This window comes from Streptomyces gobitricini, assembly GCF_039532985.1.
Lineage (GTDB): Bacteria > Actinomycetota > Actinomycetes > Streptomycetales > Streptomycetaceae > Streptomyces > Streptomyces gobitricini.
Genome location: NZ_BAAASR010000018.1, coordinates 236106 through 251746, shown reverse-complemented (window position 1 = coordinate 251746; position 15641 = coordinate 236106). Strand labels below are relative to the sequence as shown.

Genomic DNA, 15641 nt, shown 5'->3' with positions numbered 1-15641 from the left:
GCAGTTCACGCCAGCTCTGGCCGGATCGAGCCCTTCCTGTGCGACGGAGCGTTGCGCGCGGCGCCCCGTGCCGCGACGCCGCCGCGCATGAGCGGGCGGCCGCAGGGAACAAGCGCGGCCAGGAACCGACAACCCTACTGATCAGGTCCCCGCGCGGGGCCGGACCGAGGAATCCTCATGGCCGGAAATCTGTGGGAGTACCCGTCCGTCATCAGCCGGATTGATGACGCCCAGCTCGTGGGCTACGGCGTCGAAGCGACCGACGGGAGCGTCGGCACGGTCGACAAGCACTCCGACGAGGCCGGATCCGCCTACCTCGTGGTGGACACCGGACCATGGATCTTCGGCAGGCGTGTGCTGCTGCCGGCCGGCACGGTGACCGAGATCGACCTGGAGACGTATACGATCCGCGTGGACCGCAGCCGGGAGGAGATCAGGAACGCTCCCGAGTTCGACCCGGACAAGGACCTGGGCGACCCGGGCTACCACCAGCGGATCGGCGGCTACTACGGCGGCCCCGCCACCTGACACACTCCGCCGTCCCGCTCCCGCCGAGGGGGTGGCGCAGACCGCCGGACCCCGGCGAGTGCGGCCCATTATGCGTGGCGGCATCGCGTCGGTGACGGCCGAGGAGTACGGCCCGGACGCAGGGGTCGACGGGCCGCTCGCGGTCCAGGACGCGGAGCACGCGCCGCCGTGAGGGGGCGCCGGAACCGGTGAGGTCTCTCGCGGTCCTTGTTCCAGGCCGCTTCGAGCGGTTCGACCACTTTCCCGGGCGGTGTGCGCGGCGGCACCCCGGTCGGCGCCCGCGGGGGTCCCGGAACGCACGGCGTCAACTGTGACACTCGGCCGCGGCCTTGTCGGTGACGGCGCCCCCGGAAGCTGTCACATAATTCTTCTTCGTCTTCTTCCCGAACAGGTGGTGAGTGACCGGTGGACAGATTCCTGGCCGTGGAGCGCGCAGTGCGCGATGCCGCGCCCCACGCCCTCCTCGCAGCGGTGAGGGACGTGCTCGCCACTCACTACACGGCCGTCTCCGCCGACCTGCTCATGGCTGACTACGCGATGACCACGCTGCAGCCCGTCAGCGCCCTCCCGTACACCACGGAGCCCGTGCCGGTGCACGGCAGTGCTCCGGGACGGGCCTTCGGATCCCAGCAACCGTACGTGGAGAAGCACACCCCGGGTACCGACGTCACCGCGCACTTCCCCGTCAGTGTGCGCGGCGACCGCATCGGGGTCCTCACCGTCCGCCTGCCGGGCGATTGCTGCACCCGGCGGACCGAGGAGGAGCTGCAGGGCATCGCCCAGATCCTCGGCCGGGAGATCGTCGTCGCCGAACGTGAGACCGACCTGTACCTCCAGGCCCGCCGGACCGGCCGGCTGACCCTCGCCGCCGAGATGCAGTGGCAGCTGCTGCCCGGCTTCTCCTCCTCACGCCCCGAGTACGAGATCGGAGCGCAGCTCGAACCGGCGTACGCGATCCACGGCGACAACTACGACTGGTCCTCCTCCGCCGACCACCTCACCCTGACCGTCACCAACGGCATGGGGGAGGGCGTCGAGGCGGCTCTTCTCACCAACCTGGCGATCAACGCGCTGCGCAACGCCCGCCGGGCGGGGCTGTCACTCGCCGACCAGGCGTGCCTCGCCGATCAGGCCGTCCACGGCCACTACCACGGTGTCGCGCACCTCTCCGCCCTCCTGCTGCGGTTCAATCTGGCGACCGGAGAAGCCGAGGCCGTCGACGCCGGTTCGCCGAAGATGTGGCGCCTGAGGCAGGGCCGGGCAGAGCCCGTCTCGTTCGAGGCCCAGCTTCCGCTCGGCATGTTCGAAGACACCCTCTACACGACGCAGCGCTTCGACGTGCAGCCGGGTGACCGGCTGTTCTTCCTCAGCGACGGTGTGTACGACGTCGCCTCACCGGCCGGTGAACGCTATGGGGAGAAGGCACTCATGCGGGCGATGACGGCGTCCCGGCTCCTGCCGCCGTCGCAAGTGCCGCGCGCGGTGCTGCGGGAACTCGCCGGACACCGCGGTGACGAGGAGGCGGACGACGACGCCCTGGTCGTCTGCCTCGACTGGCGCGGCCGCCAGTAGCCCCGGAGGGCGTTCCGCCGGCCCTGTGCACACGCCGGAATCCGGGTTGGTGTGGCCCGCTCCCCGGGCTCACCGCCCCGGGCCGCTCCGACCGGTTCATGGCGCCGCGCGCCGGTCCCGCTGGCTCACCAGGAGGGAGGGCTCACCATGGGACTCACCAGGGGGAGGGTTCACCAGGGCAGGAAGACGTGCACCTCCTTGCCGTCCCGCTGGAGCAGCACATTGACCGTTCCGAGGGCCTGGACGATGTGCCAGCCCAGCCCGCCGGGCTTCCCGGCCGTCCTGGACGGCACCGGCTTGGGCGGCGCCGGGTTGGTGTCCCGCACCATGACGTGGACGCCGTCGAACGTGCGGCGCACACCCAGGGTGAACGGCCCGGGCGCGTACTGAATGGCGTTGGCCGCCAGTTCCGTCACCACCAGCATGACGTCGTCCCTGCTGTCGGCCTCCGTGGGCGGATCGGAGGCCGCGACGGTGTCGAGGAACAGCCCCGTCGCCAGCCGTGCGTCCGTGACGTTCCCGAGGTCTCCGTCGAACCGCGCACTGAGACCTTCGGCCACTTCGCCCTGAACTCCGTTCCAGTCGTCCTTGAGCGGTCCCGAGACCATGCTCGACCTCCCACCTGTCCGTCTGGCGTGAATTGTCCGCCTTCCCGGTCACCGGTGATGTACTCGCACCGGCTGCCCGTTCACGCGACTGGCAGATGGCCGGCCCTCTCCGGGCCCGGAAGCCGGACGAACACGTGCCGCTATGCGTTCCGGGGCGCCGTCACGGGTATCCGCGCATCCAGTCGTCAATCGACCGACATCCCGGAGCGGAGCCCCCATGGACGTAGCCCGTGTCATCCCGACGCTCGCCCTCGCCGCGGCCTTCCTCGTCCTGGCCGTCATCATCGCCCGCCTGTGCACGGCGGGCGGCGGTCGTGGGCGTGGTACGCCGCCCCACCGGCCGTCCACGCGGCGGAAGGCCCCCGCGCCGGGCCGGCCGTACTCACGAGGGCGGCAGCTCGCCTGAGGCGCCGGCACCACCTCGCGGGCCACGGGTCCAGCCGCACACCCGCGACGGCACCGGTACGCGGCGGCGCCCCCCAACGCCTCCGCCACGGCGTGCCGCACCTCGCCGCCGGCAGGCGCCCCGGCACAAACCCGCCGAGCCATGTGCGGCCCCCGCCCGGCCCCGTGGGGCGTTGTCAGTGGCCCGCCCTAGAGTGATCACGTCGGCGTCCGTCCGTGACGGGAGCCGACACGCGGCGGCGCGTCATGCCGCCGTGCGCTCAGGGCACGGGGGAACGGGGGACACGACGGTGGAATGGGTCGCGGTCGAGGACATGGGGGACGGTTCCGCGCGGGCTGCCTACGAAGTGGCACTGGACGCGTACGCGGAGCCCCGGCCGGCACTGGTGTGCCGGAACGTGGCAGGACGGATCCTCAAGAAGGTCCCGGAGCGCGTGCGCAAGAGCGGTGAGGCGGAGGCGCTGCAGGCGCTGGCCGACTGGCTCGCCGATCACGCGTCGCACGCGCGGTCCGAGGCGGAGCGGTGGATGACACGCTCACTGCCGCTCCCCGCGCGACTGCTGCACGCCGTGTGGCCGGACCCGTACTGGCAGCGGGTACTGCGCCACGTGGTGATCGCGCCGTACCGCCCGGACGGCTCGGCGGACGTCTCACGCGCAGGGCTGCTCGTCGGGGCCGGGCCCGAGGCGGAGCGCGGGCGCGGGCTGCGGGTGGTCTCGCCCGAGGGCGAGCTGGTGCTCGACGAGCCCCTGGTGACGATCCCGCACCCGGTGTTCCTGGACCCCGACGGGCGGGGGCTGCTGGAGCGGTGGCGTTCGCTGCTCGACGCGCACGGGGGAGAGCAGGGCGTGGAGCAGTTGCACCGCACGGTGTGGTGGCGGCCCCGTGCGGCGCCCGCGATGAGGCACGGTTGGCGGGGAGTGGACGCGTTCGACGGCGCCGAGTTCGACAGCGGGGCGGCCTTCGAGCGGGCCGTGTCCCGGTTCGGTGGACGTATCCGGGGCGAGACCGCCTGCTTCGACGTGTACGCGGGCCGCACACGCCACTCCATGCGGATCGACCTGCGATGGCAGGGGCCCATGAGCGGCACCCACATGAACGACGTGTACTGGGGCTCGCGCGGCAGGACCAGGGAGGGTGCGGGAGCGTTCGACGACATCCCGCTCATCGCCTGGTCGGAGGGCATGCGGACGGTCGCCCACCTGTACGACGCGCGGGACGGCGGCTACGGCCGGGGGGAGCGGCCCGACGCCTCCGCCGCCTACCAGCGGTTCCTGGTCCGGTGCGCCGAGAACGCGCCATCGGCCGGCCGGTGCGACCGCGACGGAGCGACCGCCCCCACGGGCACGGCTCCCGGAGGGTGGGAGGACGCGGAACTCCTCGACGCGGGAGGCGTCGCCCCGGGCGCACCACTTGTGGCCACCGACGGCGAGGACGTGCTCACCGTGTGCCGGTACGCGTGGGCGGCGCTGGACGAGGGGGACCGGATCGTGCGGCTGGTGCCCCGGCGGGCGGCCGGCGCCGAGGACACCGTGGCCCGGGTGCTGGGCCTGGTGCCCGTACCGGAGGACGGCGCGGGGCGTGAGACCGTCGGCCGGGTCCGGACCGCTCCGCTGGGCTTCCTCGCCCGGGTGTGCCGCGCCGAACCCGCCGACGCGCACCGGGCGGTCGGACTGCTGAAGCAGCTCCGCGCCTGTGCCGTGGCGGCGGTCACGAAGCCGGGGCGCGCGGCCAAGGCGCTCGAAGCGGCCGTCGCGCCGCTGGAGAAACGCTCACCACGTCTGGCGACGGCCGCTCTGGAGGAGGGCGCGAGGATCATCGCCGAAGCGGGTAGCCCCGCCATGGCCCAGCCGTTGTTCGCGCGCGCCCGTGAGGTCGAGAACCACAGCGGGGTGGCCATCGACGAGGACGCCCTGATCGAGTCGCTCGTGGAGTGCGCGGCGCGGGGAGCCGTGTCGAAGCGTGCTCTGGCCGACCACCGCGACGCCCTCCTCCGGCGCCTGCCCGCGCCTCGGGCGGCCCACCACCACCGCCGGCTCGTACTGTCCTGGCACCGTGCCGGACTGGCGTCCAGGCCGGAGTTCGCGCGCGTCCTGCTGGACTTCGCGGGAGGCACTGCTCCCGTGGACGACGAGCACCGGGCGCTGCTGTGCGGCCTGTTGGCGCACGGGGGCATGGACGACGCGACGACGGAGGTCTGGGACGGATGGGCCCCGGTCCTGTCGGCGCTGCTCTCCGAGGGCGGCGTCGCCCACGAGGACCTGCTCACCCTGACCGCCGCGCCCGCGGGCGGCGGGCGGGTGGCGCTGGCCGAGGCGGCGGCGGGCTGGGTGAGGCTGCTGCGCGGGACGGGCACGGCCGCGTTGCTCACCGGGGCGGAGAGCGCGGGGGCATCCGGCGCCACTGGCGGACGTGCGGGCGCGGCAGTGGACATGGAGGCACTCCGGGCCTGGCTGGACCGCTTCGGGCGGCGCTACCGGGGCCTGCGGCCACCGGTGGAGGGGCTGGGCGATCTGCTCGAAGGCATCGGTGCGCGTCTGCGCGCCGAGGGCGCCGACTACCGGGCGCTGCCGGCCCTGCGGATGCCGGACAGCCGGGCGTCGGCGCGTGACCGCTGCATCGATCTGGGCCTTCTCGACGCGCTGCTGGCGGCCGGGGTCCCGGTGCGGGACGACGGGACCGAACCACTCGGGTTCCTCGGCTGGCTCGGCCGGGCGAAGGGCGACGACCTTCCCCATGTCACCCGGGACACCCGCTTCGCGCCACGGCTGCTGGCCGCGCTCTCCGACCCGCCGGTCACCCTGTCGATCGGCTACCGTCCGCCCCATCCGCTGGCGCAGGACACCGGACGCGTCAGGGCGCTCACCGCGCGACCGGCGCTGCGCGCCTTCGCCGTCGGCTTCCTCCGTGCGCACGGCCGCCGTGCCTTCGAAGGCGGTGTGCTGCCCCTCCACACGGCACTGCGCGACCTGGAACCGTTCGCCGTTCCGGCCGCCCGGCGGCACGTCGCCGAGGAGATGGAACACCTGCTCGCCGTCGACCCGGCCGTTGCCCTGGCGCGGACCCTGCGCGCCGGTGTGCCCGACGAGTTGGGCCTCCCCGACGAAGGGCAGTGGCAGAAGGGCGACTGGGCGGAAATGCGGGACGGCGGCGACGCGTTGCTCCTGGCCGGGTCCGGCCGGGCGGTCGCCGTCGGGTACGACGGGGTGCGCGCGCTCTGGGAGGACGAGGCGTACGACCACCGCACGCCATGGCACACCGGCCTTCGTTGGGACGGCGGCGCGTTCGTCACCATCCCGTACGACGGGGTCCGGCGGGTCCGGTCCCAGGCGGAGCCGGCCGAGCGGGAGGCGGTGGTCTTCCCCGGTGACGACCGGCCCCGGACGGTGCACCGCGTGGTCGGCGGCTCCCAGGAGCGCGGCGAGCTGCGTGACCCCGACGGCACCGTCATTGCCGCCTGGGCGCTCACCGGCCACGGGGTGTCCGGGCCCCGCAAGGGACGGTGGACCGCCGGCTCCCCCTTCGCCCTGCCCCCGGGCTGGTGGCATCTGCTGCGCCCGCGCGACGAAGCGGGCTCGGCCCGGTTGCGGACGGTCGACACCGCCACCGCGGAGGAGCTGCTCGCCGCCGTGGGGCCGGAGACGCGAGCCTCCGTGCGGCAGCTGGCCGATGCGCGTTCATGGGCCAGGGGGGTGTTCGACACCACCGAGCGCGTCTGGTCGGAACTCGGTGGGGCGATACGGGGGGCGTTGCCGGAGGTGACCGACGACCGGCTGGTGGACGGCCTCGCCGGCGTGCTCTGGTCGGCCGTCGAATGCCAGGAGGTGCGCGCCCGGTTGCACGGCGCATGACGGTGGACGGTTTCTCCCTTGTGACGCGGCACCGGTATGAGAGAGACACGTCGGTCGGCTCGAAGTGTTCATGGGCCCGTCGCCGGCGGATGACGCGGCGAACCACGCTCCCGGATTTCCGGTATTCGGCGCCCGAAGCCACAAATTCTCGCTTGCGCATTCCCCAAAGCGCATATCTACGCGGATAGTTGGCCTCGCAACCAGTAGCGCAGGGCAGTCCGTCCGGAGACCGTCGGTCATGTCCCCCGCGCGGCGTCGGCCGACCGAGGAGTTGTGCTCGGTGGACCGCTATTCAGCATGCGAACCAGAGTTGACCAGGAGTGATGCCTGTGAATCATCGCTCTGAATGGGTGGTTGGCCAAGTTTCGCAGCCCAACCCCTTGCGGGGCGGACGACCCGTCTGTCACATTCACCACAGCCAAAAATGGCATGCACGCGACAGGCTTACCCCGGCCTGAGTGTGCGCCCATCACCGCATACCTATGCGGTGCACGTGGTCCTCACCGAGGACGTTCCACCCCCACACAATGGAGACGAACGTGCGAATAGCCAGACTGGCCCCTGCCCTCGCCCTCGCCGCCCTGTCCGTCTTAGGGTCGGCTCCCGCCGCGACGGCGCAGGCGTCGCCGCTCCCCAGCGCCCCCGCGGTCGCCCCCGGCACCGAAGTCCAGCCGATCATCGGCGGCGGTTACGCCACCAACGCCCCCTGGGCGGCCCGCCTCTTCTCCCAGGGCCGGCAGACCTGTAGCGCGACGATCATCGCTCCCACCTGGATCCTCACCGCCAAGCACTGTGTCGGTGGCGGCGGGCTGTCGTTCCGCGTCGGCAGCCTCGACCAGACCAGCGGCGGCACCGTTGCCAACGGGATCAGCGTCCACAACCACCCGTCCTCGGACCTGTCACTGGTCAGGCTCGACCGTTCCGTGTCCGGTACCTACGCCCGCCTCGGCCAGCCGGGCTCCGTGTCGGTGAACCAGACCGTGCAGGTGTACGGCTGGGGCGCGACCTCCCAGTGCGGCTCGGAAGCCAACTGCCAGTCCCAGTACCTCAAGGTCGCCGACGTCGTCGTTACCGGTGGCTGCCGCGATGCCTACTACGGCTCCGCCATCTGCGCCCGCCGCGGGAACGGCATCACAGCGGGCGGCGACTCGGGCGGCCCCATGATGGCCAACGGTGTACAGGTGGGTGTCGCCTCCACGAGCGACCGCCAGACCACCACCGCGTACACGAACGTGACGGCGTACCGCTCCTGGATCCAGAGCGTCGCCGGCGTCTGACGCGTCAGGCCCACTCGGCGCCCGACGTGCGCAACACGGCCCTCCACCGCGCCGCGGTGGAGGGCCTCGTGCTCACGCCGACGCGCCCGTGCGAGCCCGGTGCTGCCTCGGCCGGTTGGCCGAGCCGGCCCTTCGCGGATTCCCGGCCCACCGGCGACGGAGCTCACCGCCCGGCCCGCCCCGCCCCGCGCCGCTCACCCGTTGTCCTCGCCACCGCCACCGCCACCGCCACCGCCACCGCCACCGCCACCGCCACCGCCATCGCCATCGCCTCCGGCGGCACGCCGCCGTGCCCGGGTCACCGCGAGGACACCCCCCGCGATGGCGATCACCGCGATGGCCAGAGCGATGCTGACGCCGCCCTCGGTGTCCCAGTACACGTCCTCGAGGCTGATCAGCAGCGCCGCCTCGTCGACGACCAGGGCCAGCCCGACCCCGTAGGCGAGCCCCATCCAGGCGCGTGCCCGTGCGGAGCGCTCGACCAGACCGGCCGCGCCCACCACCACCAACAGCAGGATGCCCCACACGTAATGGTGGAGGTGGACACCGCCGGCCTGGACGTCCCCCACCCCGGCCACGTCGATGTGGATGAGCCAGGTGAGCAGACGCATCCCACCGAAAGTGAGGGCGAACCCCCACCAGGCCAGCACGAAACCGCGCCGCTCGGGCGAGATGCCCGGCAGGACGCGGAGCCACGGGGACGGACGGTCGATGTCCCTGGACGGTGAGCTGTCGGACGTCCTGGTCGGTTTCATGTACGCCCTCCGGCGGTGAACTGCTCGATCAGTGCGGCCACGGCGCCGGGCGCGCTGTAGTGCGCCGCGTGCGCGGCATCCCGGACCTCGGCCGCGCGCCCGTCGCCCACCACGCGTGCCACGTGCCGCACCCAGTCCCGGGAGGCGATCGTGTCACCCGCCCCGCGGAGGACGAGGGTCGGTGCGACGACCCGCGCCAGATGCCCCTCGAACGACTCGGCCGCGTCCCGCAGCGCGTGCCGGAAGGACGCGGCGAACCGGAGGGGGCCGGTCACCAGGTAGTCGCTCACCGCCACGGCGAGCAGGGAGAGCGGTTCACGGGGCGCATCGGCCAGGAGCCGCCCGCAGTGCCGCCAGCCGCCCGCACCCGGATCGAGCGCCGGGCCCACCATCACGACGCGGCGCACCAGGCGGGGATGGCGGGCGGCGAAGGCAGCGACCACCTGGCAGCCGACCGAGTTGGCCACCAGCAGGCTCGGCCCCAGGGCCAGCCCCCGATGCCAGCGTTCCAGTGCGCCGGCGAGCTCCCCGACGCCCGGCGCACGGGGCACGGCGGCCCGCGACCGCGCGTTGCCCGGCAGATCCGGAACGAACACGGTCGCCCCGCTCGCCGCCAGCCGCCGTGCGAGCGGCACGAAGTACCGCCCCGAGAGCCCCAGCCCATGTACCAGCACCACACTGGGGGTGCCCTGACGCGGCGGTGGACCGAACCTGCGGGTGAAGAGCCCGGCGTGTGTCGACTGTTCCATGTCTCCACCATCCCCCGCCCCAGCCCGTTCACCGCCCGGGCCACGCGTTCGGCGCAGGACGGGCCGACGCCTTCGAGACGGGTGAAGGCCGGTCCGGCGGGCCGACGCGCGACGCGCGGCGGGCGGCGGGCGGCGGGCGTGGCTGGAGTGCCCACTGCCGCCGCCTCATCGCGCGCGCGGGCGCTCACATCCGGAAAGCCGCCCGGTACGCCGACGGTGTGGTCCCCACCTGGCGCGTGAAGTGGTGGCGCAGGGTCTCCAGGGACCCGAACCCCGTGGCCACCGCCACCCGCCGCAGTGGCAGGTCGGTGCCCTCCAGGAGTTCCCGGGCGCGCTGCAGGCGCAGGGCGAGGAGCCAACGCTGCGGCGTGGTGCCCGTCTGTGCGCGGAAGTGCCGCGCGAGGCTGCGCTTGCTCATCATCGCGTGGGCCGCGATGTCGGCGACCGTCAGCGGTTCGCCCAGCTTGTCGCGCATCCACCGCATCGTGGCGCCCAGGTCGGCGGAGTCGTCCTCCGGAGCGCGGTACTCGATGAACTGCGCCTGCCCGCCCGACCGTTGCGGCGCCATGACCATCAGGCGGGCGACCCTCCCGGCCATCGTCGCACCGTGGTCGCGGCGCACCATGTGCAGGCACAGGTCGAGGCCCGCGGCGACACCCGCGGAGGTGAGGACCTGCCCCTCGTCGATGAACAGCACCGACGGGTCCACCCGCGTGCCGGGGAACCAGCCGGCCAGCTCGTCGGCGAACTGCCAGTGCGTCGTCGCCCGGCGCCCGTCCAGCAGCCCGGCCCGCGCCAGCACGAACGCCCCCGTACAGATGGAGGCGACCCGCGTCCCACCGGCGGCGACCTCCCGGAGCAGCCGGATCACGTCCGGGTGCGGCGTCTGCGAGGCGGGGACACCGGGGACGATGACGGTGTCCGCGGTTCTGGCGTCTTCCCACCGGTACGGCGACGAGAGCTGGAACGGCTCCACCGGGCCCGCCGCGGCCGTGACGGCACGGTCGGCGCAGACCCGCACCTCGTAGGCGGGACTGCCGTCGTCATGGGCCGCGAAGGGGAACACCTGACAAGGAATGGTCAGGTCGAAAGCCGACACTCCGTCAAAGGCGAGAACCGCGACCACATGCATGTCCGGACCCTACGTCACCGGCCGGGCGCACGCGCGGGGCGGCCCCGCCCGCGTCCACGCCCGCCGGACCACCGGCGGACCGGAGCAACTGCGCGGTGACACACGGGCCGAGGCGGTACGCACCTGACAAACGTCATGGATTTCCGTGCAGATGATCGGCCCGCGGAAGGAGGAAACCCTGCACGCTGCACGGAGAGGATGGCCGGACGAGCACACGTCCGTGTGCCGCCGACCGTGCAGGGAGAGACCATGGACCCGACCATCCATCCCACCCGCCCCGCAACTCGCCGCGGACTGCGGCCCGTCGCCCTGACGTCGAGTGCCGTCCTGCTCTCGCTCGTCACCGGCGTGCTGTCCGCGCACGCCGCCGTCGCCGGACCCGCCGCGGCACCCCGGCCCGCCGCTGCCGCCACCACCAGCCCCGGACACGGCCTGGACCGCGGGGCGTTGCGCGGCGCCCTCGAAGCCATCCACCAGGCCGGCATGTACGGAACCTACTCCGCCGTGCGCAACGGGCCGGCACAGTGGCGTGGAGCCGCCGGCGTCGCCGACCGGGAGACGGAACGTCCCGCCCGGCCGCAGCTTCGGCACCGGGTCGGCAGCATCACCAAGACCTTCACCGCCGTCGCCGTGCTCCAGCAGGTCGAGCAGGGGCGCGTCGAGCTGGACGCGCCGATCGGCCGCTACCTGCCCGGGCTCATACCGGGCGAGCGCGGCCGCACCATCACCGTCCGGATGCTGCTCAACCACACCAGCGGCCTGGGCGACCACATACTCGGGGCCTTCCCCGGCCTCCTGGAAGACCCGGGCAAGGCGCTGGACGCGAGGCGCTTCCACCGGTTCGCACCGGAGGAACTGGTACGCCTGGGCCTCGCGGCACCCGCACCGGTGCCCCGCGGCACGTACTCGTACTCCAACACCAACTACGTGATCGCCGGTCTGCTGCTGCGCGAGGTGACCGGACAGGAACCCGAGCGTTACATCACCCGGCATGTCATCCGCGAGGCGGGGCTGCGGCACACCTATTTCCCCCGGACGCCCTACCTGACCGGCCCGCACGCCAGGATGTACGAGTCGATGTACGGTCTGATAGAGCCCGCCCGTGACTACAGCGTCTACGACATGTCGTGGTGCGGTACCGCCGGGTCGTTGGTGTCGACCGTCGAGGACCTCAACTCCTTCTACCGGCAACTGCTGAGCGGCAAGCTGCTCGGCCCGGCCGGGCTGGGGGCCATGAAGACCACGGTCCCCACGTACGAGCCGCCGGCGGGTGAGGAAGCCGCCATGCGGTACGGCCTGGGGCTGTACACGATGAAGCTCCCCGACGGCCGGTGGTACTGGGGGCACGACGGAGGCGTCTTCGGCGCCGGCACCTGGGCCCTGTCGACCGAGGACGGGCGCCGCCAGGTCGCGATCGGCTACAACCTCATGAAGTACCAGCGCTTCGACGAACAGGGCAGGCCGCTGCCCCACCCGATCGACGAGGCGATGCTCCGGTACGTCACCACCGCTCTCGGCGGCACCATGAAGGACGCACGTACCTCGCCCCCGGCGAGCGGGCTCATGATGCCTCCGTCCTCCGCCGCGCCCGACGCCCTCCGCCGCCAGGCGGCCGAGGCCTCGGCACAGCGGTGAACCGGCGGTGACACCGCGCTGACGAGGTCCGCCCGCCGCGGTGCCGCGTGGGCGGGCCCCCGCCGGGTGGTGCCGCGTGGGCGGGCCCCCGCCGGGTGGCGCGAGTGGGGGTGGGGTGTACGCGCGGGCCCGCGCGCTCCCCGCGCCCGCGCTCCCCGCGCCCGCGCTCCCCGCGCCCGCGCTCCCCGCGCCCGCGCTCCCCGCGCCCGCGCTCCCCGCGCCCGCGCTCTCCGGCGCTCCTCACGGTCCCCTCTCGCCCGGTCACTGAACGTCCGGCGTGCTGTTCCGGCGCCTCGGACGCGGTGCCGACTCTCGTAGGGTGGAGAGGTAGCGACAGACCGGAGCAGCCATGTCCCCCACCCAGCCCTTCGGCGGCCCCGCGGACGACGAGCCCGACGGACTGTTCGACCTCGGTGACCTGCGAACGGGGCCGGCGCCCCGCCCCTCGGGGAAGCCGCTGTTCCGGGACTCGGCGGAGGCACGGCGGATGCTGGCGGTGCGGGAGATCCACGCGGAGCCGGGAGCAGCCGCGTCCCCACGCGGCAGACAGATCATCGCCGCCTTCCCCGACGCGGAGGTCATCCCCGTCGACTCTCACTGGCGCATCCCGGACCTGCACGGCAACAAGGGCAACGCCGAGCGCTGGGTCCGGATCAAGAGCACGGTCCTCGTCCTGGGCGAGAAGAAGACCCTCACCGTAAGGCCCAACGGCCGGTCCGCCGACTGGATCGCCCCGGGGGCCGCGAACGGATGCGCCATGGCCTGCGCCTACTGCTACGTGCCGCGGCGCAAGGGCTACGCCAATCCGATCACCGTCTTCACCAACACCGACCGCATCGTCGCCCGGCTGCGGCGTCATGTCACCGAGCAGGGCCCCAAGCGGGAGCCGAACCAGTGCGACCCGGCCGCATGGGTCTACGACATCGGGGAGAACAACGACTGCTCGGTCGACGCCCTCGTCAGCGACAACACCGCCGACCTGGTCCACGCCTTCGCCCGCTGGCCGACCGCCAAGGCGTCGTTCGCCACCAAGTTCGTCAACCCCGACCTCCTGCTGCTCGACCCCCGGGGCCGGACACGCGTCCGGTTCTCCGTGATGCCACCGGACGATTCGCGGCTCCTGGACATCCGCACCAGCCCGGTCGAGCAGCGGCTCACCGCCGCCGGCGACTTCCTGGAGGCCGGGTACGAAGTGCACTTCAACCTGTCTCCCGTCGTCATCAGACCGGGCTGGGAGCAGGCCTGGGCGGAGCTGCTCCAGCACATGGACGACGTACTGCCACCCGGCGTCAAGGACCAGGCGGCAGCCGAGGTGATCATGCTCACCCACAACAGGGACCTGCACGACGTCAACATGGAGTGGCACCCACGCGCGGAGGAGGCCATCTGGCGTCCCGAACTGCAACAGGCCAAACGTTCCGAGAACGGCAGCTGGAACGTGCGCTACCGCAACGCCGCCAAGGCCGAGGCGGTGGAAACCGTGCGCCGCCTCGTGACGGCCCACGCGCCCTGGCTCACCATCCGCTACGCCTTCTGACGGACGGAGGGCAGAGAGGCGGTCACCGAACACAGTCGCCGCCCCGGGCGCAGATGCCGCTGACCCAGCCGCCGGTCGCCGCGCCGGTCCCGTGGGTGGCCCCTGGCCCCCGTCCGGGCGCACCGGCGGGGTCGCACGTCGCCGTCCCCCGTCCCCTGCCTCGCGGCAGACACCGGCCAGGCGCGCCGCAGCGACCGGACGGAGGGCCAGCGGTCAGCCGGCCCCCGAGCCCCAGGCGGTCGTGAGGCCCTCCAGCCACGCGGGCGGCAGTTCGGCGGCGTCCCACTCCTCCCGGAGCGGTGACGGCGCCGTGGCGAGACGCTCCAGCACGGCGACGCTGGTGGGGGAGTGCATGAGGGAGTAGCGGCCGTGGATCGCGATGGTGCTGCCGGGCCCGTACTCCCCGTACAGCCGCTCCAGGCGTTCACGGTGCGCCGAGGCGAACTCCGCGAGCCGGCCCGCGTATCCGGCCCTCTGCCGGGCGCCCATGGTGCCGAGCACGGCGGTGAGCACCTGCTCGGACACCTCGGGGTCGAGGTCCGACACGGTGGTGAACGAGAGGTAGATGGGCATGACCGCCACCTTCGCCCGCTCCACCTGCATCCTCCGCACCGGCGGTCGCACCTCGGGGGCGGGGGCCGACGGATCGGACGTGACGGCATGCCGCAGCGCCCGTTCGGCAAGGTCGCCGAGTACGTCGGTGACGGCCTGGCTGCCGTCGAGCCAGCCGGCCTCGTACAGCTCGCCCTTGCCCCCCGGCGCGCTCCCGCCGATCGTGCCGGCCTCCTCGTGCGCGAGGGTCAGGGCGCCGGCCTCGACAAGCCCGATCAGTTCCTCCGCGTCACCGGAGTAGACCCCTGCCCGGCCGAGGAGCTGGAGGAGCGTCTGCTTCGCGTTGAGCACGCTGATCGCGTCCAACTGCTGCCGTCCTTCTTCGGCGGCGTTCACCGTGTCCTCCTCATCGCTTGGGCCGTGTGGTGCGCGTACACGGAACGCTCCGGTCGGAAGGTCCAACGTTCGGTGGGCGCGCGGAGATCCCCTTGAGGCACGCATGTGCGTGACCGCCTGCTTCTCCCGGTCGGCGGGAGCCGCGTCATGCCTCGCCCTGCGGTGATCACCTCTCACCCCCTCGATGGCACACCTTCTCATGGTGCGGGCGGCTTGCCCGGGACTCCGCCGGTGATCCGTCGTGCGACCTTGCCCGGCGAGCGAGCGAGCGAGCGAGCGCGCGGACGGGTGGCGGACGGGCCGCCCGGTCCGGGCGCAGCCGCAGCAGCGCGCACAGGACGGCACGCACGCCCCGCGCGACGCGCAGGGCCCTCCCGGCGATGCCGGTGGCGCAGGAGCCGGCCACCGGGGTACCTGCCGGCTCGGCGCTTCCGGGGGGGCGGGCCGCGAGCGGATCGCGCTCGTCTGCCTGGCTCCCGGGTCCGTACGCGACGCCCTCCCGCCCGGCCTGCTCGGCGCGCTCCCGCAGGGCCTGGGCACCCGGGCACGGGCGTGGGCGCCCCGCGGACCCCACGCTTGCCCCTCCGGCCCGCCGGCCCCGGGGCCAGCTTCACGGCCCCACCGGCCGCACCCGCCCCTAAGGC

Annotated in this window: 13 protein-coding genes; 8 read left to right on the top strand and 5 right to left on the bottom strand. The window is 73.3% G+C overall.

The features are described 5' to 3' along the window. Nucleotides 1-177: 177 nt before the first annotated feature. Both ABD347_RS16565 and ABD347_RS16560 read left to right on the top strand, forming a co-directional pair. Entirely contained in the window at nucleotides 178-528 is a 351-nt protein-coding gene (locus ABD347_RS16565; RefSeq protein ID WP_344361788.1) for a PRC-barrel domain containing protein, read from the top strand. Between the two features lie 405 nt (nucleotides 529-933). Continuing rightward, on the top strand, nucleotides 934-2100 hold the full coding sequence (locus tag ABD347_RS16560) for a PP2C family protein-serine/threonine phosphatase (protein ID WP_344361786.1): 1167 nt from the start codon (nucleotides 934-936) through the stop codon (nucleotides 2098-2100). Nucleotides 2101-2270: 170 nt separating this feature from the next. On the opposite strand, the gene ABD347_RS16555 is transcribed toward ABD347_RS16560, so the two are convergent. Beyond that, nucleotides 2271-2708, bottom strand: a complete 438-nt coding sequence (locus ABD347_RS16555) for an ATP-binding protein (RefSeq protein ID WP_344361783.1) — start codon at nucleotides 2706-2708, stop codon at nucleotides 2271-2273. A gap of 217 nt (nucleotides 2709-2925) precedes the next feature. Here ABD347_RS16555 and ABD347_RS16550 point away from each other — a divergent pair, with 217 nt between their 5' ends. The 3 genes from ABD347_RS16550 to ABD347_RS16540 all read left to right on the top strand — a co-directional run bounded on the left by ABD347_RS16550 (nucleotide 2926) and on the right by ABD347_RS16540 (nucleotide 8241). Further along, complete coding sequence (locus ABD347_RS16550; protein ID WP_344361780.1) at nucleotides 2926-3114, top strand: hypothetical protein; 189 nt, start codon at nucleotides 2926-2928, stop codon at nucleotides 3112-3114. A gap of 289 nt (nucleotides 3115-3403) precedes the next feature. Then, a complete protein-coding gene (locus tag ABD347_RS16545; protein ID WP_344361777.1) occupies nucleotides 3404-6964 on the top strand; it encodes a DUF4132 domain-containing protein in 3561 nt (1186 codons plus the stop codon). Nucleotides 6965-7503: 539 nt separating this feature from the next. Further along, on the top strand, nucleotides 7504-8241 hold the full coding sequence (locus tag ABD347_RS16540) for a S1 family peptidase (protein ID WP_344361775.1): 738 nt from the start codon (nucleotides 7504-7506) through the stop codon (nucleotides 8239-8241). A gap of 194 nt (nucleotides 8242-8435) precedes the next feature. Here the strand turns inward: ABD347_RS16540 and ABD347_RS16535 are convergent, their stop codons facing one another. The 3 genes from ABD347_RS16535 to ABD347_RS16525 form a co-directional block, all read right to left on the bottom strand. Then, a complete protein-coding gene (locus ABD347_RS16535) occupies nucleotides 8436-8996 on the bottom strand; it encodes a hypothetical protein (RefSeq protein ID WP_344361772.1) in 561 nt (186 codons plus the stop codon). Continuing rightward, complete coding sequence (locus tag ABD347_RS16530; protein WP_344361770.1) at nucleotides 8993-9745, bottom strand: alpha/beta fold hydrolase; 753 nt, start codon at nucleotides 9743-9745, stop codon at nucleotides 8993-8995. The genes ABD347_RS16535 and ABD347_RS16530 overlap by 4 nt, the downstream gene beginning before the upstream one ends. A gap of 184 nt (nucleotides 9746-9929) precedes the next feature. Continuing rightward, nucleotides 9930-10877: a GlxA family transcriptional regulator gene (locus ABD347_RS16525; protein WP_344361767.1), complete on the bottom strand. Its 948-nt coding sequence runs from the start codon at nucleotides 10875-10877 to the stop codon at nucleotides 9930-9932. On the opposite strand from ABD347_RS16525, the gene ABD347_RS16520 reads away from it, so the two are divergent. From ABD347_RS16520 to ABD347_RS16510, 3 genes are all read left to right on the top strand, one after another. Continuing rightward, nucleotides 10876-11004 carry a hypothetical protein gene (locus tag ABD347_RS16520; protein WP_344361764.1) on the top strand — a complete coding sequence of 43 codons (129 nt, stop codon included), beginning with the start codon at nucleotides 10876-10878 and terminating at the stop codon, nucleotides 11002-11004. The genes ABD347_RS16525 and ABD347_RS16520 overlap by 2 nt on opposite strands. Before the next feature lie 122 nt (nucleotides 11005-11126). After that, nucleotides 11127-12512, top strand: coding sequence for a serine hydrolase domain-containing protein (locus tag ABD347_RS16515; protein ID WP_344361762.1), 1386 nt, complete (start codon nucleotides 11127-11129; stop codon nucleotides 12510-12512). A gap of 349 nt (nucleotides 12513-12861) precedes the next feature. Next, nucleotides 12862-14049, top strand: a complete 1188-nt coding sequence (locus ABD347_RS16510) for a spore photoproduct lyase family protein (protein WP_344361760.1) — start codon at nucleotides 12862-12864, stop codon at nucleotides 14047-14049. Between the two features lie 213 nt (nucleotides 14050-14262). On the opposite strand, the gene ABD347_RS16505 is transcribed toward ABD347_RS16510, so the two are convergent. Continuing rightward, nucleotides 14263-14997 (bottom strand): hypothetical protein, encoded by a 735-nt coding sequence (locus tag ABD347_RS16505; RefSeq protein WP_344361758.1) that lies wholly within the window; start codon nucleotides 14995-14997, stop codon nucleotides 14263-14265. Nucleotides 14998-15641 lie beyond the last annotated feature (644 nt).